This window comes from Streptomyces sp. HUAS CB01 (assembly GCF_030406905.1).
In the GTDB taxonomy this organism is placed as follows: Bacteria; Actinomycetota; Actinomycetes; order Streptomycetales; family Streptomycetaceae; genus Streptomyces; species Streptomyces chengbuensis.
This window is the reverse complement of record NZ_CP129137.1, coordinates 959,140-984,044: the sequence shown is the minus strand read 5'-3', so window position 1 is coordinate 984,044 and position 24,905 is coordinate 959,140. Positions and strand designations below refer to the sequence as shown.

The 24,905-nt window shown below is 70.8% G+C and carries 18 protein-coding genes and 1 pseudogene; 9 read left to right on the top strand and 10 right to left on the bottom strand.

What is annotated here, in order from left to right; translation table 11 throughout:
* Position 1 precedes the first annotated feature (1 nt).
* Complete coding sequence (locus QRN89_RS04350; protein ID WP_290348023.1) at positions 2-2,515, bottom strand: DEAD/DEAH box helicase; 2,514 nt, start codon at positions 2,513-2,515, stop codon at positions 2-4.
* A 121-nt stretch (positions 2,516-2,636) separates the two neighbouring features.
* On the opposite strand from QRN89_RS04350, the gene QRN89_RS04345 reads away from it, so the two are divergent.
* The gene (locus QRN89_RS04345; RefSeq protein ID WP_290348022.1) at positions 2,637-3,428 is read left to right on the top strand and encodes a metal-dependent hydrolase; all 792 of its coding nucleotides are present in this window, start codon (positions 2,637-2,639) and stop codon (positions 3,426-3,428) included.
* A gap of 153 nt (positions 3,429-3,581) precedes the next feature.
* A complete protein-coding gene (locus tag QRN89_RS04340; RefSeq protein WP_290348021.1) occupies positions 3,582-4,229 on the top strand; it encodes a TMEM175 family protein in 648 nt (215 codons plus the stop codon).
* A 120-nt stretch (positions 4,230-4,349) separates the two neighbouring features.
* Here the strand turns inward: QRN89_RS04340 and QRN89_RS04335 are convergent, their stop codons facing one another.
* A complete protein-coding gene (locus QRN89_RS04335) occupies positions 4,350-6,131 on the bottom strand; it encodes an ABC transporter ATP-binding protein (protein ID WP_290348020.1) in 1,782 nt (593 codons plus the stop codon).
* Positions 6,128-7,990 carry an ABC transporter ATP-binding protein gene (locus QRN89_RS04330; protein WP_290348019.1) on the bottom strand — a complete coding sequence of 621 codons (1,863 nt, stop codon included), beginning with the start codon at positions 7,988-7,990 and terminating at the stop codon, positions 6,128-6,130. The genes QRN89_RS04335 and QRN89_RS04330 overlap by 4 nt, the downstream gene beginning before the upstream one ends.
* A gap of 222 nt (positions 7,991-8,212) precedes the next feature.
* Between QRN89_RS04330 and QRN89_RS04325 the strand changes: the two genes are divergently transcribed.
* Complete coding sequence (locus QRN89_RS04325) at positions 8,213-8,377, top strand: hypothetical protein (protein ID WP_290353979.1); 165 nt, start codon at positions 8,213-8,215, stop codon at positions 8,375-8,377.
* Positions 8,378-8,599: 222 nt separating this feature from the next.
* Here the strand turns inward: QRN89_RS04325 and QRN89_RS04320 are convergent, their stop codons facing one another.
* Positions 8,600-10,042, bottom strand: a complete 1,443-nt coding sequence (locus tag QRN89_RS04320) for a Gfo/Idh/MocA family protein (protein ID WP_290348018.1) — start codon at positions 10,040-10,042, stop codon at positions 8,600-8,602.
* Positions 10,043-10,351: 309 nt separating this feature from the next.
* Here QRN89_RS04320 and QRN89_RS04315 point away from each other — a divergent pair, with 309 nt between their 5' ends.
* Entirely contained in the window at positions 10,352-10,810 is a 459-nt protein-coding gene (locus tag QRN89_RS04315) for a GNAT family N-acetyltransferase (RefSeq protein ID WP_290348017.1), read from the top strand.
* A gap of 183 nt (positions 10,811-10,993) precedes the next feature.
* Here the strand turns inward: QRN89_RS04315 and QRN89_RS04310 are convergent, their stop codons facing one another.
* Positions 10,994-11,452: a MarR family winged helix-turn-helix transcriptional regulator gene (locus QRN89_RS04310; RefSeq protein WP_290348016.1), complete on the bottom strand. Its 459-nt coding sequence runs from the start codon at positions 11,450-11,452 to the stop codon at positions 10,994-10,996.
* A gap of 94 nt (positions 11,453-11,546) precedes the next feature.
* On the opposite strand from QRN89_RS04310, the gene QRN89_RS04305 reads away from it, so the two are divergent.
* A complete protein-coding gene (locus tag QRN89_RS04305; protein ID WP_290348015.1) occupies positions 11,547-13,367 on the top strand; it encodes an ABC transporter ATP-binding protein in 1,821 nt (606 codons plus the stop codon).
* 163 nt (positions 13,368-13,530) lie between these two features.
* On the top strand, positions 13,531-14,409 hold the full coding sequence (gene mltG, locus QRN89_RS04300; protein ID WP_290348014.1) for an endolytic transglycosylase MltG: 879 nt from the start codon (positions 13,531-13,533) through the stop codon (positions 14,407-14,409).
* A gap of 90 nt (positions 14,410-14,499) precedes the next feature.
* Here the strand turns inward: mltG and QRN89_RS04295 are convergent, their stop codons facing one another.
* Complete coding sequence (locus QRN89_RS04295) at positions 14,500-15,642, bottom strand: NAD(P)-binding domain-containing protein (RefSeq protein WP_290348013.1); 1,143 nt, start codon at positions 15,640-15,642, stop codon at positions 14,500-14,502.
* Positions 15,643-15,919: 277 nt separating this feature from the next.
* A pseudogene (locus QRN89_RS04290) lies at positions 15,920-16,155 on the bottom strand (aldehyde dehydrogenase family protein); the annotation flags it as partial.
* A gap of 341 nt (positions 16,156-16,496) precedes the next feature.
* Between QRN89_RS04290 and QRN89_RS04285 the strand changes: the two are divergent.
* Positions 16,497-16,919, top strand: a complete 423-nt coding sequence (locus QRN89_RS04285) for a secondary thiamine-phosphate synthase enzyme YjbQ (RefSeq protein WP_290348012.1) — start codon at positions 16,497-16,499, stop codon at positions 16,917-16,919.
* A gap of 570 nt (positions 16,920-17,489) precedes the next feature.
* Positions 17,490-19,214, top strand: a complete 1,725-nt coding sequence (gene metG / locus QRN89_RS04280; protein WP_290348011.1) for a methionine--tRNA ligase — start codon at positions 17,490-17,492, stop codon at positions 19,212-19,214.
* A 433-nt stretch (positions 19,215-19,647) separates the two neighbouring features.
* Here the strand turns inward: metG and QRN89_RS04275 are convergent, their stop codons facing one another.
* The 3 genes from QRN89_RS04275 to QRN89_RS04265 form a co-directional block, all read right to left on the bottom strand.
* The gene (locus tag QRN89_RS04275) at positions 19,648-21,156 is read right to left on the bottom strand and encodes a DUF4246 domain-containing protein (protein ID WP_290348010.1); all 1,509 of its coding nucleotides are present in this window, start codon (positions 21,154-21,156) and stop codon (positions 19,648-19,650) included.
* Positions 21,157-21,233: 77 nt separating this feature from the next.
* Positions 21,234-21,926, bottom strand: coding sequence for an HAD family hydrolase (locus tag QRN89_RS04270; RefSeq protein WP_290348009.1), 693 nt, complete (start codon positions 21,924-21,926; stop codon positions 21,234-21,236).
* A 35-nt stretch (positions 21,927-21,961) separates the two neighbouring features.
* A complete protein-coding gene (locus QRN89_RS04265) occupies positions 21,962-22,444 on the bottom strand; it encodes an Lrp/AsnC family transcriptional regulator (RefSeq protein ID WP_290348008.1) in 483 nt (160 codons plus the stop codon).
* A 158-nt stretch (positions 22,445-22,602) separates the two neighbouring features.
* On the opposite strand from QRN89_RS04265, the gene QRN89_RS04260 reads away from it, so the two are divergent.
* Positions 22,603-24,888, top strand: coding sequence for an ATP-binding cassette domain-containing protein (locus QRN89_RS04260; RefSeq protein WP_290348007.1), 2,286 nt, complete (start codon positions 22,603-22,605; stop codon positions 24,886-24,888).
* Positions 24,889-24,905 lie beyond the last annotated feature (17 nt).

The following is a 24,905-nucleotide window of genomic DNA, read 5'->3' as shown; positions in this document are numbered from 1 at the left end:
CTCACAGCCGGCCGACGGACGTGACGCGGACGACGGCCCGGCCCTCCTCGTCGGACGCCGCCAGGTCGACCTCCGCGCTGATGCCCCAGTCGTGGTCGTCGTTCGGGTCGGCGAACGTCTGCCGGACCCGCCAGAGACCGTGTGCCGGGTCCTCCTCGATCGACAGCAGCTTCGGCCCGCGGGCGTCCGGCCCGGTGCCGAGGTCGTCGTACTCGTCCCAGTACCCGTCCATCGCCTCGCCCCAGGCGTCCTCGTCCCAGCCCGACTCCGCGTCCAGCCGGCCCAGTTCGTCGACGCGGTCCAGCGCCGCCAGTTCCACCCGGCGGAACATGGCGTTGCGGACCAGCACCCGGAAGGCGCGGGCGTTCGCGGTGACCGGCTTGACCTGGTCGGCCTTCTCCTGGGCCTCCTCCGCGGTCTCCACCTCGGGATTGGCCAGCTGCTCCCACTCGTCGAGGAGGCTGGAGTCGACCTGGCGGACCATCTCGCCCAGCCAGGCGATCAGGTCCTGGAGGTCCTCGGACTTCAGGTCGTCCGGGACGGTGTGGTCCAGGGCCTTGTAGGCGCTCGCGAGATAGCGCAGCACGATGCCCTCGGTGCGGGCCAGCTCGTAGAAGGAGGTGAACTCCGTGAAGGACAGTGCCCTTTCGTACATGTCCCGGATGACCGACTTCGGGGAGACCGGGTGGTCACCCACCCACGGATGCGACTTCCGGTAGGTGTCGTACGCGTGCCACAGCAGTTCCTCAAGCGGCTTCGGGTACGAGATCTCCTGGAGGCGCTCCATCCGCTCCTCGTACTCGACGCCGTCCGCCTTCATCGCGGCGACCGCCTCGCCCCGCGCCTTGTTCTCCTGGGCTCCCAGGATCTGCCGCGGGTCGTCGAGCGTCGACTCGACGACCGACACCATGTCCAGGGCGTACGAGGGGGATTCGGGGTCCAGCAGGTCGAACGCCGCGAGCGCGAACGTGGAGAGCGCCTGGTTGAGCGCGAAGTCCTGCTGGAAGTCGACGGTGAGCCGGACGATGCGGCCCTGGGCGTCGGGGGTGTCGAGGCGCTCGACGATCCCGCCGTCGAGGAGCGAGCGGAAGATGGCGATGGCCCGGCGGATGTGCCGGAGCTGCTGCTTGCGCGGCTCGTGGTTGTCCTCGAGCAGCTTGCGCATCGCGTCGAAGGCGTTGCCCGGGCGGGCGATCACCGACAGCAGCATGGCGTGGGTGACCTTGAAGCGGGAGGTGAGCGGCTCGGGGTCGGAGGCGATCAGCTTCTCGAAGGAATTCTGCGTCCAGCCCACGAAGCCCTCGGGCGCCTTCTTGCGGACGACCTTGCGCTTCTTCTTCGGATCGTCGCCGGCCTTGGCGAGCGCCTTCTCGTTCTCGACGACGTGATCGGGCGCCTGGGCGACGACGAAGCCGGCCGTGTCGAAGCCGGCCCGGCCCGCACGGCCCGCGATCTGGTGGAACTCCCGGGACCGGAGCGTCCGCACGCGGCTGCCGTCGTACTTGGTCAGCGCGGTGAAGAGCACCGTGCGGATCGGGACGTTGACGCCCACGCCCAGGGTGTCCGTACCGCAGATCACCTTCAGCAGACCGGCCTGCGCCAGCTTCTCCACGAGGCGCCGGTACTTGGGCAGCATGCCGGCGTGGTGGACGCCGATGCCGTGCCGGACGTAGCGGGAGAGGTTCCGCCCGAACTTGGTGGTGAAGCGGAAGTTGCCGATCAGCTCGGCGATGCGGTCCTTCTCCTCGCGCGTGCACATGTTGATGCTCATCAGCGACTGTGCCCGCTCGACGGCCTGCGCCTGGGTGAAGTGCACGATGTAGACCGGTGCCTGCTTGGTCTCCAGCAGTTCGGTCAGCGTCTCGGTGATGGGGGTGGTGCGGTACTCGTAGGAGAGCGGGACCGGGCGGGTCGCGGAGCGCACGACGGCGGTCTCACGGCCGGTGCGGCGGGTGAGGTCCTCCTCGAACATCGACACGTCGCCGAGCGTCGCCGACATGAGCACGAACTGCGCCTGGGGGAGTTCGAGGAGCGGGATCTGCCAGGCCCAGCCGCGGTCCGGCTCCGCGTAGAAGTGGAACTCGTCCATCACGACCTGACCGATGTCGGCGTCCTTGCCGTCCCGCAACGCGATCGACGCCAGGACCTCGGCGGTGCAGCAGATGACCGGGGCGTCCGCGTTCACGGACGCGTCGCCGGTCAGCATGCCGACGTTCTCGGTGCCGAAGAGCTTGCAGAGGTCGAAGAACTTCTCCGACACCAGGGCCTTGATCGGCGCCGTGTAGAACGTCACCTCGTCGCGCGCGAGAGCCGCGAAGTGCGCACCCGCCGCGACCAGGCTCTTTCCGGAGCCGGTCGGTGTGGAGAGGATCACGTTGGCCCCGGAGACCACCTCGATCAGCGCCTCCTCCTGGGCCGGGTAGAGGGAGATGCCCCGGCCCTCGGCCCAGGTGGCGAAGGCTTCGAAAAGGGCATCGGGGTCGGCGTCCGGCGGCAGCTGATCGATAAGGGTCACCCCACCATCTTGCCTGGCCTCCGGCCGGGATCGGGAACCGGCCGCCGGGAGGAAGATCGCTACCGGTAGCCTGTCCCCTCAACTCGGTACGAGGACAACAGCAGATGGGGCGGGAACGAGCATGATGGGACCGGCGCACTCCCTGTCCGGGGCGGCGGCCTGGCTGGGGGTGGGCGCGGCCGCGGCCGCCCTGGACCATCCGATGCCATGGCCCGTTCTCGTCGTCGGCGCGCTGATCTGCGCGGGAGCGGCGCTCGCGCCGGACCTCGACCACAAGGCGGCGACGATCTCCCGCGCCTTCGGTCCCTTCTCGCGGGGCCTGTGCGAAGTGGTCGACAAGCTCTCGTACGCGGTCTACAAGGCGACGAAGAAGCCCGGCGACAAGCGCAGGACCGGCGGTCACCGCACGCTCACCCACACCTGGCTCTGGGCCGTGCTCATCGGCGGCGGCACCTCGGTGCTGGCGATGACCGGAGGGCGCTGGGCGGTCCTCGCGATCCTCTTCGTGCACCTGGTGCTCGCCGTCGAGGGACTGCTGTGGCGGGCCGCGCGGGTGTCCAGCGACGTCCTGGTGTGGCTGCTCGGCGCGACGAGCGCCTGGATCCTGGCCGGGGTCCTGGACAAGCCGGGCAGCGGTGCGGACTGGCTCTTCACCGGACCCGGCCAGGAGTACCTGTGGCTGGGACTCCCCGTCGTCCTCGGCGCCCTGGTGCACGACATCGGCGACGCCCTGACCGTCTCGGGCTGCCCGATCCTCTGGCCCATACCGGTCGGCAACAAGCGCTGGTACCCCGTGGGGCCGCCCAAGGGGATGCGTTTCCGGGCGGGCAGCTGGGTCGAGCTGAAGGTGCTGATGCCGGCGTTCATGCTGCTCGGGGGAGCGGGCGGCGCCGCGGCGCTGAACCTCATCTGACCGGGTCGCCCGGCGTCGCCGGCCCGGCACGGTCATGGGCGCCGTGCGCTCCGGGGACGCGGCGTCCGGCGCCCCGCGCGCGGGGGTCACGGCGTCCGGCGTTCGGCCCAGCAGCGGGTGCCGCGCCCGGTGACCGCCGGTAGCGTCCCCGCCGTGAGCACACCGACACGTGAACGGGAGGACGAGAGCCCCGACGCGATCATCGGGCGCGATCGGCTGCTCGCCTTCGGTGACGCGGTCTTCGCCATCGCGATCACGCTGCTCGCCCTCGACATCACCGTGCCCGGCGACCTGGAGGCCGGCGACCTCGGCCAGGCCCTCCTCCGCACACTGTCCGACATCGGCGCCTTTCTGCTGAGCTTCGTCGTCATCGGTGTGCTGTGGCTCAGCCAGCACGCCCTCTTCCACCGCGTCGCCCGGCTCGACTCCTGTCTGCTCTACCTCTATCTGGCGCTGCTCGCCGTGATCGCCGCGCTGCCCTTCCCGACCCGTCTGATCAGCGAGTACGGGGACACCGCGGCGGCGACCGCCGTCTACGCCGGGTCCATCGCCGCCGCCTCGGGCCTGATCACCGCGATGACACTGCGGCTCCTGCTCCGGCCCGCCCTGGCCGCACCGGGCACGGCGCCCCGCCGGCTGCGCCTCGCCGTGTACGAGGGCGTGGTCATGGTGGTGGTCTTCGCCGCCTCGGTGCCCCTCGCCTTCGTGTCCCCGAGAGCCGCCCAGTTCGGGTGGCTGGCCGCGATCCCCGCACGGGCCTGGCTCTCCCGGCTGATCCGGAAGGCCCCGCCCACGGCCTGATCCGTCACGCGGACCGGCGGACCGGCGGGCCCGCGGACCGGCGGCGAGGCCGGGCCCGTGCCTCCGTCCCGCGGACCGCACGCGGCCGGCGCCTGGGGCCGGAGCCCGGTCCCGTACGGCTCACCCGTGCCAGGACCGCCACAGCGCCGCGTACGCCCCGTCCGCCGCCACCAGGTCGTCGTGGCTGCCCAGCTCGCTGATCCGGCCGTTCTCGACGACCGCGATCACGTCCGCGTCGTGCGCGGTGTGCAGCCGGTGCGCGATGGCCACGACCGTACGGCCGTCCAGGACCCCGGCCAGCGAACGCTCCAGATGGCGGGCCGCCCGGGGGTCCAGCAGGGAGGTCGCCTCGTCCAGCACCAGCGTGTGAGGGTCCGCGAGGACGAGACGGGCGAGGGCGATCTGCTGGGCCTGGGCCGGGGTCAGCGCCAGGCCGCCCGAGCCCACCTCCGTGTCGAGCCCGTCGTCCAGGGCCCGCGCCCAGGCGTCCGCGTCGACCGCCCCGAGCGCGGCCCACAGCTCCGCGTCCTCCGCGGCAGACCGGGCCAGCCGCAGGTTGTCGCGCAGCGAGCCGACGAAGACGTGGTGCTCCTGGTTGACCAGCGCCACGTGCTCCCTGACCCGCTCCGCCGGCATCCGGGAGAGCTCGGCGGTGCCGAGCGTCACCCGGCCGGTGCGCGGGGCGTAGATCCCTGCGAGCAGCCGGCCCAGCGTCGACTTGCCCGCGCCCGACGGGCCGACCAGCGCCAGCCGTGTGCCCGGCGGTACGTCCAGCGAGACGCGGTGGAGCACGTCCACACCCTCGCGGTAACCGAAGCGCACCTCGTCGGCGCGGACCGTCCGGCCCTCGGGCCGCTCGTCGCCGTCGCCCGCGTCGGGCTCGATCTCCCGCACCCCCACGAGCCGGGCCAGCGAGACCTGCGCGACCTGGAGCTCGTCGTACCAGCGCAGGATCAGGTTCACCGGGTCGACCATCATCTGGGCGATCAGCGCACTCGTCGTCAGCTGGCCGATGCCGATCCAGCCCTTCAGGACGAACACGCCCCCGACCATCAGCACCGACCCGAGCACGGTCACATGGGTGAGGTTGATGACCGGGAAGAGCACCGATCGCAGCCACAGGGTGTACCGCTCCCAGGCGGTCCACTCCTTGACCCGCCGGTCCGACAGGGCGACCCGCCGGGCCCCCAGCCGGTGGGCCTCCACGGTCCGACCCGCGTCGACCGTCTCCGCCAGCACGGCGGCCACGGCCGCGTACCCGGCGGCCTCGGAGCGGTACGCGGCCGGCGCCCGGCGGAAGTACCAGCGGCAGCCGATCACCAGCAGCGGCACCGCCACCAGCACGGCGGGCGCCAGCGGCGGCGCGGTGACGGTGAGCCCGGCGAGCAGCAGCACCACCCAGAACACACCGATCGTCAGTTCCGGTACGGCCTCGCGCATGGCGTTCGCCAGCCGGTCGATGTCCGTCGTGATCCGGGAGAGCAGATCACCCGTACCGGCCCGCTCCAGCACCCCCGGGGGCAGCCGCACCGACCGCACGAGGAAGTCCTCGCGCAGGTCCGCCAGCATCCGCTCGCCGAGCATCGCGCCGCGCAGCCGCACCAGCCGGACGAACACCGCCTGGACCACGAGCGCCACGGCGAACACGGCGGCGGTGCGCCCCAGATGGAGCTCGCGCGCACCGTCCGCCAGTCGCTCCACCAGGGAACCGAGCAGCCACGGGCCGGCCATGGAGGCCACCACGGCCACGGTGTTGACGCCGATGAGCACCCCGAAGGCCCGGCGGTGCCGGTCCGCCAGCTCGCGTACGTAGGCCCGCACGGTCGCCGGGGTGCCCACCGGAAGGGTGGCCGCGGTCCGGGGGGCGGCCGGGTCGTACTCCGGCGGCGCCACGCCGATCATGCCGTCTCCTCGATGTCGATGCCGATACCGACGCCGGCGGTCCGTGACGCCTGCGCGGGCCCGGGTCCGCCGTCGCTGCCCTCCGGGGCGGCGTACCCGTCCGGCGGAGCCTCCGCGTCCGCCGGGTCCGCCGGGTCCCGGGTCACCACCGCCCGGTACCGCGGTTCGTCACGCAGCAGTTCGCGGTGCACTCCCACGGCCTCCACCGCGCCCTCGTGGACGAGGACGACCCGGTCGGCGCGGTCGAGCAGCAGCGGCGAGGACGTGAACACCACGGTCGTGCGCCCCTCCCGCAGCGTCCGTACGCCGTTCCCGATCCGCGCCTCCGTGTGCGAGTCGACGGCCGAGGTCGGTTCGTCGAGCACCAGCACCTCCGGATCCGCCACCAGCGACCGCGCCAGCGCCAGCCGTTGGCGCTGTCCGCCGGACAGCGACCTGCCGCGTTCGGTGATGGGCGCGGTCGCCGGGTCCTCGTCCAACGACGCCTGCGCGAGGGCATCGAGGACGTCGTCGCACTCGGCCGCGGTCAGCGCCGCCTCGGCCGGCACAGCGCCGGAGGCCGGCACGTCCAGGAGTTCGGCCAGGGTGCCCGACAGCAGCACCGGGTCCTTGTCCTGCACCAGGACCGCGGTCCTGGCCGCCTCCAGCGGAAGGTCGTCCAGGGCCACGCCGCCGAGCAGCACGGACGGCAGCCCATCGGGTTCGGGCGGGTGACCGCCCAGGCGTTCGGCGAGCCGTCCCGCCGCGTCGGGGTCGCCGCACACCACCGCGGTCAGCTGCCCGGCCGGGGCGAGCAGTCCGGTGGCCGGGTCGTAGAGATCCCCTCCGAGGGCCGCGCCCCCCGCCTCTGCAACGCCGCCCGTCGTCCGTTCCAGCGACAGGACCCGCGCCGCCCGCCGCGCGGACGGGCGGGAGAAGGAGTACGCCATCGCGATCTCCTCGAAATGGCGCAGCGGGTAGGTCAGCAGCATCACCGCGCTGTAGACGGTGACGAGTTCGCCGACGTCGATCCGGCCGTCGCCGACCAGCCCGATGCCGTACCAGACCACGGCGATCAGCAGCAGCCCCGGCAGCAGCACCTGCAGCGCCGTGATCAGCGACCACATCCGAGCGCTGCGGACCGCGGCCCTGCGCACCTCCTGCGAGGCGCGCCGGTAGCGGTCGAGGAACAACTCCTCGCCGCCGATGCCGCGCAGCACGCGCAGGCCCGCGACGGTGTCGGAGGCGAGTTCGGTCGCCCTGCCGGCCTTCTCGCGCTGGACGTCGGCCAGCCGGGTGGCGCGGGGCAGCAGCGGCAGGACGCCGAGCGCCATCACCGGGACGCCGAGGGCGACGAGGACGCCGAGCGCCGGCTGGTAGACCAGCAGCGCCACACAGACCAGGACGATCGTGAGGGCAGCGGCGAGGAACCGGGAGACGGCTTCCACGAACCAGCCGATCTTCTCGACGTCGCCCGTGGAGACCGCGACGACCTCGCCGGCCGCCACCCGGCGGGTGAGCGCGGACCCGAGCTCGGCCGTTCTGCGCGCGAGCAGTTGCTGGGTGCGCGCGGCGGCGGTGATCCAGTTGGTGACGGCCGTGCGGTGCAGCAGGGTGTCGCCCGCGGCGATGCCCACGCCGGCGAGTGCGATCAGCCCGCCCGCGAGTGCGAGGCCGGTGCCGGAGCGCTCCACGACCGACTGGACGGCGATGCCCACGCCGTAGGGGAGGGCCATCACGGAGGAGAAGTGCAGCAGCCCCCAGACGAGTGACGCGAGCTGGCCGCCGAGCTGACGCCGCCCGAGCCAGACGAGGAACCTGAGACCCGACCGGACATCAGGTGTGCCGGGATCGGGGAAGGGGAGATCGCGAATCTGCATGACATTCCAGATCGTTCGGAATGAGCGGCGCGGACGTGCAAGGTTCGCTCTCCGCATTCACACGGAGCAACCGATTTTCGGGGGCAGGACCGATGATCCGGCCGTGACCGTCCGAACGGCCCCGCTCCCGGGGCGGCGACCGAGGGCGGCCGGTCGGCGGTCGGCCCGGGATGCGGCACCGCCTCCGGGTCCGGGCGGGTACGGGCGTCGGGGTTCGGCACGGTGGGACGGGTCTGGAGCAGGCTCCAAGATCTGTCGGAGGATGCCACGACCCTCTTCACCCGGTGGATCGCGCTCCCCAACGCCATGCGGGTGGCGACGAACCTGCTCGGCACCTGCGTGGCCGTCTTCGTGGTCTCCCGCTGGAAGGGCGCCTCGACCGGGTGACCGCGAAGAAGGTGCTCAACGTCGAGTACGTGCCCGTACGGAGCGAGCCGCCGGCGGCCGAGGCACCCGCCGCGGTGGAGGCGTCACCGGCGGACGGACCGGAACCCGGCACGACGGGCGCGGCGGGCCGGGAGGACCGCACCGCCGGCAGCGCCGGGCGGACCGTCGGGCCGGCACGAGGCGGCGCGGGACCCGGTACGGGCGGCCGGGTCCCGCCGCCCGTCAGTCGGGTCGCTCCGAGTCCATCCCGGAGCGGGCCTTGCGCCACTCACCCCGGGTGAAGTCCGGGAACTCCTGCGGGGCGCCGTTCGCCTTCACCGACAGATGGCTCAGCGGGACCGGGGCGGTCCAGGTCGCCGCGTCGTAGACGTCGAAGTCGGGCACGAGACCCAGCCGCATGCACTGCATCAGCCGGAACACCATGATGTAGTCCATACCGCCGTGGCCGCCCGGCGGGTTGCTGTGCTCCTTCCACAGCCAGTGGTCCCAGTCGGCATAGGCGGCGAAGTCCCCCCACTGGTGGTTCGTGTGGTCGGGTTCCACATAGATACGCGTCGGATAGTCCTCGAACACACCCTTGGTGCCACCGAGGCTGTTGATCCGGCTGTACGGGTGCGGCGTGGAGACGTCGTGCTCGAGGCGTATCACCCGTCCCTTCGCCGTCCGCACCATGCTGATGGTGCGGTCGCTCTCGATGTACGTCTCCTTCCAGCTGGGGTCGCCCGGGGGCATGTGAGCCTCCCGGTACTCCGCGAGGCCGAGCGCCGGTGTACCGAAGCTGCTGATGCTGACGGGCCGGTCACCCCGGTTGACATCCATGTAGTTGGCCACCGGCCCGAATCCGTGGTTCGGGTACAGGTCCCCGCGCAGCCGGGTGTGCCACAACCGCCGCCACGGGCCCTCGTAGTAGGTCGGCGAGAACATCAGGTCCCGCAGGTCGTGGTTGTAGGCGCCCGCTCCGTGCAGCAGCTCGCCGAACAGCCCGGCGTGCGCCATACGCAGCACACGCATCTCGTTGCGCCCGTAGCAGCAGTTCTCCAACTGCATGCAGTGGCGTCGTGTGCGCTCCGACAGGTCGACCAGCGCCCACAGTTCGTCGAGACGCATCGCGACAGGACACTCCACACCGACGTGCTTGCCGTTGAGCAGCGCCGACTTCGCCATCTCGAAGTGCAGGTCCCAGGGCGTGGCGACGTACACGAAGTCGATGTCGCCACGCTCGCAGAGGTTCTCGTAGTCGTGCTCGCCCCTGGTGTACACCGCGGGCGCCGGCTGCCCGGCGCCGACGACCTTCGCCGCGGCGGCCTCCGCCTTGTCCTTCACGGGATCGCACACCGCGACGATCCGGACTCCGGGCACGGCGAGGTACAGCTCCGACATCGAGGCGCCGCGATTGCCGAGCCCGACGATCCCCACCCGTACGGTGCTCCGCCGCTCGAACGGAACCCCCGCCATCGTGCGGCCCTTGCGGGTCGGAGCGGCGGTACGTGACACCGTCTCCGTCGCGGCCGCGCTCTCCGCCGCCGAAGCCGTCCCGCTGCCGGCCGCCCCGAGGGCCAGCCCGGCCCCGGCGACTCCGGCGGTCGTCCTGAGAACCGAACGGCGGCTCATCGAGCCGCCGTCGCCGTGCCCGTCGCCCTGGGTCCCGGGTGCTGCGTCGTTCATCGAACCTCCTGTAGCCGGTGCACCTGGCTGGTTCATGAATTCCGGTAAGGAACATGGCCGTTGGGACTCATGAGAGGCAAGAGCAGCAGTTGGACTCTCGTTGCCGGGTTCATGGACTCTTGTCGCGGGCGCTGGTGCCGTGACAGGAGGGGTTCACCGGCTCGCGGCGCCCTGCACGGCACCGCGCTGCGGTGTCGTGTCGCCCGAGTGCATCCGGTACGAGGGCGATCCTGCGTCCTGCGATGCACCACAGCGGACGCCGCGACCTTCCCCGCAGACCTTTCCGGTCACGGCGCTAGCCTGGCGATCATGGCGGACTGGAGGATCCGGCCGGCCTCCGTGGCGGACGTCGAGGTCGTGGCCGAGTTGCGGGCCGTGGTCTTGCGGCCCGATCTGGAGCGGCTCGGGCGATACGACGAGTGGCGGGTACGGCAGCGGCTGAGGGACGGGTTCGCCGCGGCGCACAGCTGGGTGATCGAGGCGGGCGACGCGTTCGCGGGCTGTGTGTCGCTGCGGCCGGCGGGGGACGCTCACTGGCTGGAGCACTTCTACCTGGCCCCGCGTCTGCAGGGCCGCGGCATCGGTGCGGCCGTGCTCCAGGGGCTGTTGGAGGGATGCGACCGGGACGGCGTCCGGGTCCGGCTGAACGTGCTGCAGGGCAGTGCGGCCCGGCGGCTGTACGAGCGGCACGGATTCGTGCTCGAGTCCGAGGATGCGGTGGACGTGTTCATGCTGCGCGAGCCGGCTCCGGCCATGCGTGGCGAATGAGCGCACGGCGGGTCCGCGGGGTCGGTGGATCGCGGGCGGTGTGACGGGTCGGGCGTGAGGGCGGACGGCGACATCGGCTCGATGGGCGAGAGGGCCGAGCTGTCCGTGGGCGGAACCGCTCCCGGGTGCCGCGTCCGTCGCCCCGCCTCGCCGGTGGTACGAGAAGACGCCGGACGAGTCCGTTCAGCAGGCCGGTCCCGGGCGGCCTCCGTCGATCAGCGCGGAGAGCAGTCCTCCCAGCGCCTCGCGCTGCTCCGCGTTCAGCGGTGCCAGGATGTCCTCGGCCGCCGCGCGCCGGGCCCCGCGCAGCTCGCGCAGGGTGGTGCGTCCGAGGTCGGTGAGCTCCACCCGCACCACTCGGCGGTTCGTCGGATCGGGCACCCGGCGGACGTGGCCGCCCGCCTCCAGTCCGTCGACCAGCGTGGTGACCGCGCGCGGCACCACCTCCAGGCGATCGGCCATGTCCGCCATCCGCGGGGCCCCTTCGTACTGGGCGACGACGCGCAGCAGCCGGGCCTGGGCCGGGGTGATGCCGACCGGCTGCAGATGCTGCCTCTGAATGCGGTGCAGCCGGCGTGTGAGCCGCAGCAGCTGCTCGGCGAGCACGCCGTCCGTGTCGGGAACGGGGCCAGGGGTGGTCATGCACGGACGATATCAGGACCATGTTCATTGTGAGTATAGGTAATAATGAGTTATGCTCTTCGGGCTGTCAGGTCCCCGACCCCGGAAGGAGCCCATGCGCACCCACGACGGTCCGTCCTGGACACCTCCCGACCGGCCACTGGACCCCACGCGGCCCGCCCAGCCCGCCCAGGTGCGGCGCATCCTCCGCCTCTTCCGTCCCTACCGGGCGCGGCTCGCCGTGGTGGGGCTTCTGGTCGGAGCGTCGTCGCTCGTCACCGTCGCCTCGCCGTTCATGCTGCGCGAGATCCTCGACACCGCGATCCCGCAGGGCCGTACGGGCCTGCTGTCGCTGCTCGCCCTCGGGATGATCGTCGCCGCCGTGACGACGAGCGTGTTCGGCGTTCTGCAGACGCTGATCTCGACCACGGTCGGCCAGCGCGTGATGCACGACCTCCGCACCGGCGTCTACGCCCAGCTGCAGCGCATGCCGCTCGCGTTCTTCACCCGGACGCGGACCGGTGAGGTCCAGTCCCGCATCGCCAACGACATCGGCGGCATGCAGGCGACCGTCACCTCCACGGCGACCTCCCTGGTCTCCAACCTGACGGCCGTCGTCGCCACGATCGTCGCCATGCTCGCGCTCGACTGGCGGCTCACGGTCGTCTCCCTCGTCCTGCTGCCGGTCTTCGTCTGGATCAGCCGCCGGGTCGGGCGCGAGCGCAAGGCCATCACCACCCAGCGGCAGAAGCAGATGGCGGCCATGGCCGCGACGGTCACCGAGTCGCTGTCGGTCAGCGGCATCCTCCTCGGCCGCACGATGGGCCGGGCGGACTCGCTCACCCGGTCCTTCGCCGACGAGTCCGAGCGCCTCGTCGATCTCGAGGTCCGTTCCAGCATGGCCGGCCGCTGGCGGATGGCCGTCATCGGCATCGTCATGGCCGCGATGCCCGCCTTCCTGTACTGGGCCGCGGGGCTCACGCTGCAGTCCGGCGGGTCCACGATCTCGATCGGCACGCTGGTCGCCTTCGTCTCACTGCAGCAGGGGCTGTTCCGACCGGCCGTGAGCCTGCTGTCCACGGGTGTCCAGATCCAGACCTCGCTCGCCCTGTTCCAGCGGATCTTCGAGTACCTGGACCTGCGGGTGGACATCACCGAGCCGGAGGAACCGGTCCGGCTGGCCGAGGTCTCCGGGGAAGTCCGGTTCGAGAAGGTCGGCTTCAGCTACGACGCCAGGAGCGGGCCGACGCTCGACGGCATCGGCATCACCGTGCCGGCGGGCGGAAGCCTCGCCGTGGTCGGACCCACCGGGTCCGGCAAGTCCACGCTCAGCTATCTGGTGCCCCGGCTCTACGACGTCACGGAAGGCCGGGTCACCCTCGACGGCGTCGACGTCCGCGACCTCGACTTCGACACCCTCGCCCGGGCCGTGGGCGTCGTCTCGCAGGAGACGTACCTCTTCCATGCGTCGGTGGCCGACAATCTGCGCTTCGCCAAGCCGGACGCGACCGACGCCGAGATCGAGGCGGCGGCGCGGGCGGCACAGATCCACGACCACATCGCCTCGCTGCCCGACGGCTACGACACGCTCGTGGGTGAGCGGGGGTACCGCTTCTCCGGGGGCGAGAAGCAGAGGCTCGCCATCGCCCGGACGATTCTGCGCGATCCGCCGGTGCTCATCCTGGACGAGGCGACCAGCGCGCTCGACACCCGCACGGAGCACGCCGTGCAACAGGCCATCGACGCCCTCTCCGCGGGGCGTACGACGATCACCATCGCCCACCGGCTCTCCACCGTGCGTGACGCCGACCAGATCGTCGTCCTCGACGGCGGACGGATCGCCGAGCGCGGGACGCACGAGGAACTGATCGAGCGGAACGGGCGCTATGCCGCCCTGGTGCGCAGGGACGCCCAGTTGGCGCCGGCCGGGTCCTGAGCGCCGGCTGCCGAGCCCCGGCAGGGTCTCAGCCGCCGGCCCGAGCCGGTGGTCGTGCAAGGAACCCCTGTCGTCCGTCGGGGCCGGTGACGGTGTCGGTTTGCCGGGAAGGCCGACGGCGCGGGTTCCGTTATGTTCGGTTTCGTCGGGTTAGCGTGCCCGTATGAAGAGGGAGTTCCCGAAGGCCCGGCGCCGTCGGCGCGGGCTCCGTCTGACGCGCCGCGGCCGACTCCTGCTGTTCGCGGGCGTGATCGGCCTGATCGGCGCGGTGACGGCCGTCGTCCTGACCCTGCTGCCCCAGCCGAAGAAGAAGCCCGCCGCACCCCAGGCGCGACCGAAGACCCTGCTCATCCCGGAGGGATGGCGCTCCTCGCAGGTCTACGCCGCCGTGGACAAGGTACTCGGAGTGCGCGCCGGCACCACCCGCCGCACGGCCACCGCCGCGGGCGCACGGCTCAGGCTGCCGGCGGACGCCCGCGGCAATCCCGAGGGCTACCTCTTCCCGGCGACCTACCCCGTCGGCCCCACGTCGACCCCGGGCAGCCTGCTCAGCTTCATGGTCAACACGGCCGGCCATCGCTTCGGCACCTCGTCCCTCACCGACGAGGCGCAGCGCCATGGCATGACGCTCTACCAGACGGTGATCATCGCCAGCATCGTCCAGGCGGAGGCGGACACCGACGAGGACATGGCGCGAGTGGCGCGCGTCGTGCACAACCGGCTCGCCCGGAACATGCCGCTCCAGATGGACTCCACCCTCAACTACGCCCTGAACCGCTCCACCCTCGACACCACCCGGCAGGACACCGGCCTACGGAGCCCGTACAACACCTACGCGCAGCGGGGGCTCCCGCCGACCCCGATCGGGAACCCGGGCGAGGCGGCGATGAAGGCGGCCGTGGGCCCCGCGGAGGGCGACTGGCTGTACTTCGTCACCGTCCGGCCCGGGGACACGCGCTTCACCGCCGACTACGAGGAACACAACCGGAACGTCGCCGAGTTCAACAGGACCCGCAGCAGCGCGGCCGCCACCTCCGGGTGACCGGCGGGCCCGGACCCGGGGGCAGGGGACGTGCAGTCGGCCCGGGACCACCCGCCGGACGCGGCGGCCGTGCCGTGGACATCCGGTGTCTCAGCCGGGCACGGCGGTCAGGTCCCCGGCCGGCCCGACCGGCGGCTGCGGGGCGTCGGACGGCTCGGTGGTGGGCCCCTGGTGCAGAAGCCGCTCGATCTCGTGGACGGCGGCCCGTCCGGCCCGGTTGGCACCGATCGTCGAGGCCGACGGTCCGTAACCGACGAGATGGACGCGCTCGTCCCGGACCGCGCGGGTGCCCTCCACCGCGATTCCGCCGCCCGGTTCGCGCAGCTTCAGGGGTGCGAGGTGGTCGATCGCCGCGCGGAAGCCGGTGGCCCAGAGGATGACGTCGGCCTCGACCGTGCGTCCGTCGTCCCACGCCACCCCCTCCGGGGTGATCCGGTCGAACATCGGCAGCCGGTCGAGGACGCCCCGCTCGCGGGCCCGACGAATCGCGTCGTTCACCGGCAGGCCCGTCACCGACACCACGCTCCGCGGTGGGAGGCCCTTCCGGACCCGCTCCTCCACCAGCGCGACGGCCGCGCGCCCCTGCACCTCACCGAACGGGCCCTCGCGGAACACCGGCGGCCTCCTGGTCACCCAGGTGGTCCCCGCCGCCACCTCGGCGATCTCCATCAGGTGCTGGGTCCCCGACGCGCCGCCGCCGACCACGACCACCCGCTGTCCGGCGAACGCCTCGGGACCCGGGTACTGGGCCGTGTGCAACTGCCGGCCGCGGAAGGTCTCCTGGCCCGGGTAGCGCGGCCAGAACGGCCGGTCCCAGGTGCCGGTGGCGTTGATGAGGGCACGTGCGGCGTAGGTGCCCTCCGACGTCTCGACCAGCAGTCGGCCGCCCGCACCCTCGCGCACCGCGCCGACGTGGACGGGCCGGTGCACCCGAAGCCCGAAGGCGTCCTCGTAACGAGTGAAGTACTCGCCGATGACCTCGGAGGACGGACGGCCCTCGTCGGCGCCGGTCAGCTCCATGCCGGGCAGTGCGTGCATGCCGTGGACCTTGCCGTACGTGAGGGACGGCCACCGGAACTGCCACGCTCCGCCGGGTTCCGGCGCGTGGTCGAGGACCACGAAGTCGATGTCGGGACGCAGGCCCACGCGCCGCAGATGGTAGGCGCCGGACAGGCCGGCCTGTCCGGCGCCTATGACGACCACGTCCACGTCTCGCGTCGCGAAGTTGTTCACGGTTCTACCAACGATGTGGAAGTCGTGGATCTTCCCGCTCCGGTCGGGGACACCGGCGGGCGGTCCCGGGACGCCCGGCGGCGCCGTACCGACCGCGGGGCGCACGGCCGCCTTCATCGCCGCCTCGCCCGGGTTCCGATCGGGGTCGGCGGGAGCCCCCGCTGCGCTGGGCCGGTCCGCCGAGGCCCGGCCGGAGGAAAGGCAAAGGCCCGGCCGGAGGAAAGGCAAAGGCCCGGCCGGAGGAAAGGCAAAGGCTAGGTCCGAGGAAGTGACTCGATCAGAGGAAGCCGACCCCTTGGGCCAGTGGCAGCTCCTCCGAGTAGTTGACGGTGTTCGTGGCCCGGCGCAAGTACGCGCGCGAGGCGTCCGAGCCGGACTCACGGCCCCCGCCGGTCTGCTTCTCGCCACCGAACCCGCCCCCGATCTCCGCACGCGCCCCCGATTCTCCGCCCCGGAGGTGCCGATGTTGACGTGGGCGATCCCGCAGTCGGAGCCGTCGGCGGCGAGGAACCGCGTCAGCCGTGCACGGCGGCACGCGAGCCGGTTCGGCAGGACCGGTGCGACGAAGCCGTGATGTCCGTGGTCACGTAAGCGCGGTCACCGCGGTGACACGTGCGGGTGCACTCCGGCAGGCTCCCGAGAGGGAGCCATGGGACTGCGGCGAATTGCCGAAAAGGCGTCAGCAGCTGCGGCGACACGCGGCGGAGGCCACCCGCAACAGGTCGATGTGACCGTGCGTGTGAGCAGGGCTGTACGCAGCATGCGACGGAACGCATCGAGCCGTTGCGCAGCCGGTCGACGGTGTCTCGCCAGGCGGACGCGCGATCTTGCGAGCCGGGCGGGAGGATGGGGGTATGCCCGAAGCCTTTACCACACGAGTCCTCGCCCTCACCACCGGCACTGCGGAGGCCGTGACCGATCTGACCCGCGCGTGCGAGAAGTTCCTCGCGGAGACCGCCGGGGGCCGGGACGGTCTGCTCAATGTGTTCGTGCCCCATGCCACCGCCGGCATCGCCCTCATCGAGACCGGCGCGGGCAGCGACAACGACCTGCTGTCCACGCTGCACGTGCTGCTTCCCGCCGACGACCGCTACCAGCACCGCCACGGCAGCCCGGGGCACGGTCGTGACCACGTCCTGCCGGCGCTGGTGCCACCGCACGCCACCCTGCCGGTCCTCGGCGGCAGGCTGGAACTCGGCACCTGGCAGTCGGTCTGCCTGGTCGACACCAACAGGGACAACTCGCACCGGCAGGTCCGGTTGAGCTTCCTGGGCTGACCGAGCCGGTCGAGTTCGTCCTGAGGGTGGCCGCCAAGTCTCCTCACGCTCCGGCGAAACGGGAGAAGGATGCGCGGTACCGCCGATGGACGAGACTGAGCGACGGTGCGACGGCTGCGGGAAGTGCCTGCTCGGAGTGCGCCGGTTGTCACGGGTCGAGGCCGCCACACGTATCCCTGACCCACGATGACGACGCGGCGCGGCTGGAACTCGGGATTCGTGATCATGATGTCCACCTCGTCGGGGTTATGTGACGGGCTCGAGCGGTGCGTGCGGATCTGCGGCAGCGCGGTGGCCCTAAGATGGGAGCTGCCTCGGCCGTACGAGACTCGCTTGGCCGCCTGTCTCGAACGGCCGAGTGCCATTTGAGCTCTGCGGTCCGGCGGCAAAACCCGCAGGAGGGGCAAACCTCCGGTTCGATACGATGTCGGTGGCCTGTAGACCTGTTGCGTCGTCACCACGCGTGACGTCGATATGTGATCTGAGTGATCGCTTCGGCTGCAGCTTCCCGACTTGGGCCCGCCGTGGCACCGCCATCGGCGCCGTACGTACGAAATGGAGCATCCAAGGATGGCTCGACACCTGGTCACCAGCGCGCTTCCCTACATCAACGGGATCAAGCACCTGGGCAACATGGTCGGGTCGATGCTTCCGGCGGATGTGTACTCCCGGTACCTCCGCCAGCGCGGTCACGACGTCCTGTACATCTGCGCGACCGACGAGCACGGCACGCCGGCCGAGCTGGCCGCCAAGGAGGCAGGGCTCTCGGTTGACGAGTTCTGTGCTCAGGCACACGACGCGCAGAAGGCCGTGTACGACGGGTTCGAGCTGGCCTTCGACTACTTCGGGCGCAGCTCGTCGCGGCAGAACGTCGAGATCACGCAGCACTTCGCGCGCAAGCTGAACGAGAACGGGTTCATCGAGGAGCGCGCGATCCGCCAGGTGTACTCGCCCGTCGACGGCCGCTTTCTGCCGGACCGGTACGTCGAGGGCACCTGTCCGCACTGCGGCTACGACAAGGCCCGCGGCGATCAGTGCGAGAACTGCACCCGCGTCCTGGATCCGACCGACCTGCTCGAGCCGCGCTCGGCGATCAGCGGCTCCACCGAGCTGGAGATCCGCGAGACCAAGCACCTCTTCCTGCTGCAGTCCAAGCTCCAGCACGAGGTCGAGGAGTGGATCGCCACCGTCAGCGCGGAGTGGCCGCACCTGTCCACGTCCATCGCCCGCAAGTGGCTGACCGAGGGACTGAACGACCGCGCGATCACCCGCGACCTGGACTGGGGTGTCCCGGTCCCGGCCGACACCTGGCCGGACCTCGCGGCCGAGGGCAAGGTCTTCTACGTCTGGTTCGACGCCCCGATCGAGTACATCGGCGCGACGAAGGAGTGGGCGGACGCCGCTGTCGACGGCGAGGTGCGCGACTGGAAGTCGTGGTGGTACGAGGCTGACGACACCGTCCGCTACACGCAGTTCATGGCCAAGGACAACGTCCCCTTCCACACGGTGATGTTCCCGGCCACCGAGCTTGGCGTGCGTGAGCCGTGGAAGAAGGTCGATGTCGTCAAGGGCTTCAACTGGCTGACGTACTACGGCGGCAAGTTCTCGACCTCCCAGAAGCGCGGAGTCTTCACCGACGCGGCCCTGGAGATCCTGCCGGGCGACTACTGGCGCTACTTCCTGATCGCCAACGCCCCCGAGTCCGACGACTCCTCCTTCACCTGGGAGCACTTCACCGCCACGGTCAACAAGGACCTGGCCGACACCCTCGGCAACTTTGTCAACCGCGTGCTGTCCTTCTCCCGCAAGCGGTTCGGCGATGAGGTCCCGGCGGGCCATGTGGCCGGCGAGGCGGAGGCGAAGCTCGGCGAGGAGATCGCGCGGCTGCTCGCCGAGTACGAGGAGCAGATGGAGGCCCTCCAGTTCCGCAAGGCCGCGGCCGCGCTGCGCGCCCTGTGGTCCGCGGGCAACTCCTACCTGGAGGAGAAGGCCCCCTGGCTGGAGATCAAGACCGACCCGGACGGCGCCGCGCTGACCCTGCGCACGGCGATGAACCTGATCCACCTGTACGCGGTCGTCTCCGAGCCGTTCATCCCGGCCACGGCCGCCGCCATGCGCGGCGCCTTCGCGCTCGAGGGCGACACCGCGACCTGGGTGACCGCCCAGCAGGCCACGGCCCTGGACACGGTCCCGGCCGGTACCGCGTTCACCGTCCCGCCCGTGCTCTTCGCGAAGATCACGGAGGAGGACCTGGAGTCCTACCGCGACCGCTTCGGCGGCGCCGAGGACGCCTGACCGTATCGCTCGCACCCGTACGGTCCGCTCTCATCGGACGGTACGGGGGCGAGACGGGTGGCCGGGTCACGGCCGGTTCGTTCATCAACCGGATGCGGGGACAGCTGTCGTCTACGTCGACCCACGTGACGCCTGCTGACCCGGGCACGTGCTCGAGGTAGCGATCGAAGCCGTTCCCCGTCAGCCGCAGCAGGAGGCAGGCGATGCCCCCGCAGGTTCTCCTCCGTCTCACCGTGCTCGATCAGATGGATGCGCTTCGAGTGCATGGCGTCGCTTCCCCTCCCCGGATCACTCCCAGTCGCGGACGTCGACACAGGCGGACACCGCGTTGGCGATCTGGTCGTGGTCGGCCCGGCTGATGGCGGGGAAGCGGCCTCGCCCCGTGCCGCCGGCCGCGGGCGCCCGGAGACCGTCGCGCAGGGTCAGAAGAGGTTCAGTGCTCGCAGAGGGAGAATTCTCGTTCGTAGAGCTGCTCGTTGTGCTCGTCGACGAAGAACTTGCGTTCCCGCATGAGTTGTTCGCGATAGTGCTTGGCCTGTTCAAGCGTCATGGTCGAGGTGTCGGACCATGGTTGCTGCGGTGGCACGTCGGATGTCGAGACGATCCTTTCCGACGGATCGACCAGGAAGAACGCGAGCATTTTGCGAAATCCCGGGCGGGTGGGGTCCGTGAGGCGGAATGAGCCGACGCGGTGTTGCAGGATGTTCGGGAACGCCAGGCAGCGGCCGGACGGGGTCGAGGCCGATCCCAGGATCTGGTTCAGTGCGTCTTCGTCCTCCAGGCCGTAGACCTCGCGCAGACCGTTGTCGTCGTTCTGCTCGTAGTGCGGGTCGTCGAGTGCCGCCCGGAAACCCAGCCGGCTTTCGGTGATGTTCTCGCTGTCCCAGTAGTAGATTCCGGTCGAGACGATCCGCTCGTTCAGCATCCCCTCGACATGCCAGGAGCCGCCGGAATACTCGGGCTTGTCCGGGGTGAGGTGGATGGTGGCGAGCTTGACGATGACCTGAAGACGACGGCCGCGCAGGTCGACTCGGGCGGATTCGCCGGGCACCTCGGGTGGGGTGAAAGCCGGGGCGTCCGGGACGACCGGGCGGCGGTTCCCCCACCAGTCGTCCTGGGCCGCTTCCCAGACGCGGAGGGCTTCTGCGTAGGCCGCGTCATCACCGTACGAGGACTTGTCCGGGTACTCCGGCTCCGAGTCGTACCACCCGTAAGGATCGGCCTCGATCCGCAGGGGCCGCGGATGGCGCAGATCGGTGAGCACGTTCTCCAGCAGAGGGCGCATACGCGCGAACAAGTCCGGCAGGACAGAGGCCAGTTCGTGATGATTCTCGGGGTGGACGTTGTTGACGTACGAACGGAAGGCGACACTCCCGTCGTCACTGACGTCGACGTCCGTGGGCAGCCACTGGAACCGCTCCGAGAACTCGTACGTCGAGAAGCGGTCCGTCGGGTTCCGCCACGCCCGTTCCGGTGCGCCGCTCACCTCTCGCGTCAGGCAGAACAGTGAGGGATGAACCAGGTCCAGTACCTGGCCGTCGGATCCGGGATGCCAGTCCTGTTCCGCTTCGGGGACCTGTTCCAGAACCCGGACCGCGTTGCGCAGCCGGGACGTGAGTTCGTCGTCGACCAGCGCGTCCGACTGCCACACCCCGTCGACGGCGGACACCTCGATCCCGGTTCGCCCGTCACGCAGCGCCGCGTAGTGCACGAGTTCGGCGAGCACGTAACGAACCTGCGCTTCGGTGAGCCCCTGGGCAACGGCCTCCTGCGTCCACCTGGCGACGATGCCGGCATCGTTCATCTTCTCGAACCACCCCGGCTTTGCCCGAATGCGCGAGCTGAACTGCATCATGTGAATTTCCCGCAGCGTCCGGGGTGTCGCGAGCGCTATGGAGTGGGAAGCGTGAAAGGGCAGCGGGAAAGCAGACAGGCCGGTCAATTCTCCTGGTCCTCCGAGTCGGTGTGGCGACGGGAAGGGTACTTCAGCAGACCGGCAACACCGCGGCCGTCGCGACCTCAGAGGGCCCGGGCCGACCGGCCGATCCAGTCGTACGCCGCCTGTGCCGTGAACTCCGCCTGGCCGCCCGGGAAGATCAGCCCGGCCGTGCGGAACGCCTCGTCCGTGGCGGTCTCCGGCACATAGGGGACCGCGATGCAGCGCATGCCCGCGGCGTGGGCCGCCGCCGCCCCGGGCGGGGCGTCCTCCACCACCACGCAGTGGGCCGGGTCCGTGCCCAGCCGGCGCGCGGCCTCCAGGAAGACGTCCGGGCGCGGCTTGCCGTGCGCGACATCCTCGGCGGAGACGAGCGTGGTGAGGAACGCGTCGAGGCCGGTGCCGGCGAGCACCGCCTCGATCGCCGCGCGGGAGGAACCGGACGCCACCGCCATCGGCACGCCAGCCGCGTCGAGCAACTCGACGAACTTCCGCATCTCCGGGTAGACCTCGGTCCCGGCACGGGCGAGCTCCAGATAGGCGCGGTTCTTCCCGGCCAGCAGGTCCTCGATGGGCGCCCCGAGCCCGTACTCCTCGCTCAGCCGCTCCAGCGTCTCGCGGGTGCCGATCCCGATGAAGCGGCTGTGGTGCTCCCAGGTGAAGTCCGTGACGCCGTAACTGGCGAGAACACGTCGGCCTGCTTCGTAGTAGTTCGGCTCGCTGTCCACCAGCGTTCCGTCGAGATCGAAAATGACCGAAGTATGCGCAAGGTTCATGGTCCCAGGATGCCAACCGGTCATCCGCGCCGCGGTCAGCGCGCCGCGCGGGTGCTCCCGCCGACCGACTCCACCAGCGGCAGCATCCGGTGCGGCACGCGTTCCCGCAGCGCCATCTCCGTCCGTGTGCGGACGACGCCCGGCAGATTGATCAGCCGCTGGATCACATCCTCCAGATGGCCGTTGTCCCGGGCAACCACCCTGGTCAGCAGGTCTCCGCCGCCCGTGATGGAGAACGCCTCGACGATCTCCGGCACCTCCGCCAGCGCGTCCCCCACCTCGTCCAGATGTCCCTGGGTGACCTCGATGTGGACGAAGGCCAGCACCGGATGACCGAGTGCGGCGGGGGACAGCACCGGACCCGTGCCCGTGATCACACCGTCGCGTTCCAGCCGGTCGATCCTGGCCTGGAGGGTGCCGCGGGCGATGCCGAGGATGCGCGCGTACTCCCGCACGCTCGTGCGCGGCTGCTCGATCATCAGCCGCAGGATGCGGGTGTCGAGCTCGTCCACCGCCATGGCCGTGGGCCTCCCTGCAGCTGGTCGCTCCCCTCTCCGACTGTACCAATGGCCCAGTCGTCACAGGCGGATCCGGCCAGACATCCGGTCTCCGGCCACGGGAACGTCGCGATGTGAAAGCGTGGCACCACCGCCCGGAACAGCCCGAAGGGAAACGCATGCCCGCCGACCACGTCCCTCATCAGCCGTCCCCCGCGGACGGCCACACGGTGATCCAGGTCCGGGGGGCCCGTGAGAACAACCTGCGGAACGTCGACCTCGACCTGCCCAAGCGCCGGCTCACCGTCTTCACCGGGGTGTCCGGCTCGGGCAAGTCGAGCCTCGTCTTCGGCACCATCGCCGCCGAGTCGCAGCGCCTCATCAACGAGACCTACACGGCCTTCATCCAGTCCTTCATGCCGAGCCTGGGCCGCCCGGACGTCGACGGACTGCACAACCTCAGCGCGGCGATCGTCGTCGACCAGGAGCGCATGGGGGCCAACTCCCGCTCCACCGTGGGCACCGCCACCGACGCGTACACGATGCTGCGGATCGTCTTCAGCCGGCTCGGCACCCCGCACATCGGCACCTCCGGCGCCTTCAGCTTCAACCTGCCCGAGGGCATGTGCCCGCACTGCGAGGGGCTCGGCCAGGTCTCGGACATCGACGTGGACCAGCTGGCCGACCGGACCAAGTCGCTCAACGAGGGCGCGATCACCGTACCTGGGTACGCGGTGGGCTCCTGGCCCTGGTCGATCATGGTGGGCTCCGGCTTCCACGACCCGGACAAGAAGGTCGGCGACTTCACCGACCAGGAGTGGGAGGACTTCCTCAGGAAGCCCGCCGTGAAGGTGAGGATCGGCTCCAACAACCTCACCTACGAAGGACTGGTCACCAAGATCCAGCGCACCTGGCTGGTCAAGGACCGTGAGGGACTGCAGCCCCACATCCGCGCGTTCGTCGACCGGGCCGTCGTCTTCACCGAGTGCCCGGAATGCGACGGCACACGGCTCTCCCGGGCCGCTCTCTCCTCAAGGATCGCGGGGGTCAACATCGCCGACTGCTCGGCCATGCAGATCAGCGACCTCGCCGCGTTCGTGCGGACCGTCGACGACCCCTCCGTCGGGCCGTTGCTGGACAATCTGCGGCACCTCCTGGAGTCCCTCGAGGAGATCGGGCTCGGCTATCTGAGCCTCGACCGTGCCGCCTCCACGCTCTCCGGCGGAGAGGCGCAGCGCGTGAAGATGGTGCGGCACCTCGGATCCAGCCTCACCGATGTGACGTACGTCTTCGACGAGCCGACCGTCGGCCTCCACCCGCACGACATCCGCCGGATGAACGACCTGCTGCTTCGGCTGCGGGACAAGGGCAACACGGTGCTCGTCGTCGAGCACAAACCCGAGGTGATCGCGATCGCCGACCATGTCGTGGACCTCGGGCCCGGCGCCGGCGAAGCGGGCGGCGAGATCTGCTACACCGGCGACGTGACCGGACTGCTCGCCTCCGGGACGCTCACGGGACGGCACCTCGGCCACCGGGTGGGGCTGCGCGAGACCGTGCGCGAGGCACGGGGACAGCTCTCCATCAAGGGAGCCGACCTGCACAACCTCCAGGACGTCAGCGTGGACGTCCCCCTCGGTGTGCTCACCGTCGTCACCGGCGTCGCCGGCTCCGGCAAGAGCTCACTGATCCACGGCTATCTGGCCGGGCGCGAGGGAGTGGTCGTCGCCGACCAGACGCCGATCCGCGGCTCGCGCCGCTCCAACCCGGCGACGTACACCGGGCTGCTCAACCCGATCCGCACCGCCTTCGCCAAGGCCAACGGCGTCAAGGCCGCGCTCTTCAGCGCCAATTCGGAGGGCGCCTGCCCCAAGTGCAACGGGCTCGGGCTGGTGTACACCGACCTGGCGATGATGGCCGGGGTCGCCTCGGTGTGCGAGGAGTGCGAGGGCAGGCGCTTCACGGCGGAGGTGCTCACCTACCGGCTGAACGGCAAGAACATCAGCGAGGTCCTCGGGATGTCCGTCGCGGAGGCGCTGGCCTTCTTCCCCTCCGGCCAGGCGCACACGATCCTCGGGCGGCTCAGCGACGTCGGACTGGGCTACCTCCGGCTCGGCCAGCCGCTCAACACCCTCTCCGGTGGCGAACGCCAGCGGCTCAAGCTGGCCATCCACATGGCGGAGAAGTCCTCCACGTACATCCTCGACGAGCCCACCAGCGGCCTGCACATGGCCGATGTCGACAAGCTGCTCGAGCTCCTGGACCGGCTCGTCGACGAGGGCAACTCGGTCGTCGTGATCGAGCACCACCAGGCCGTGATGGCCCACGCGGACTGGCTGATCGACCTCGGCCCGGGCGGCGGCCACGACGGCGGGCGCGTGGTCTTCACCGGCACGCCCGCCGAACTCGTCGCCTCGGGCGGCACCCTCACGGCGGAGCACCTGCGGCAGTACGTGGGCGGGTGACGGGGGCGGGGCGGCGG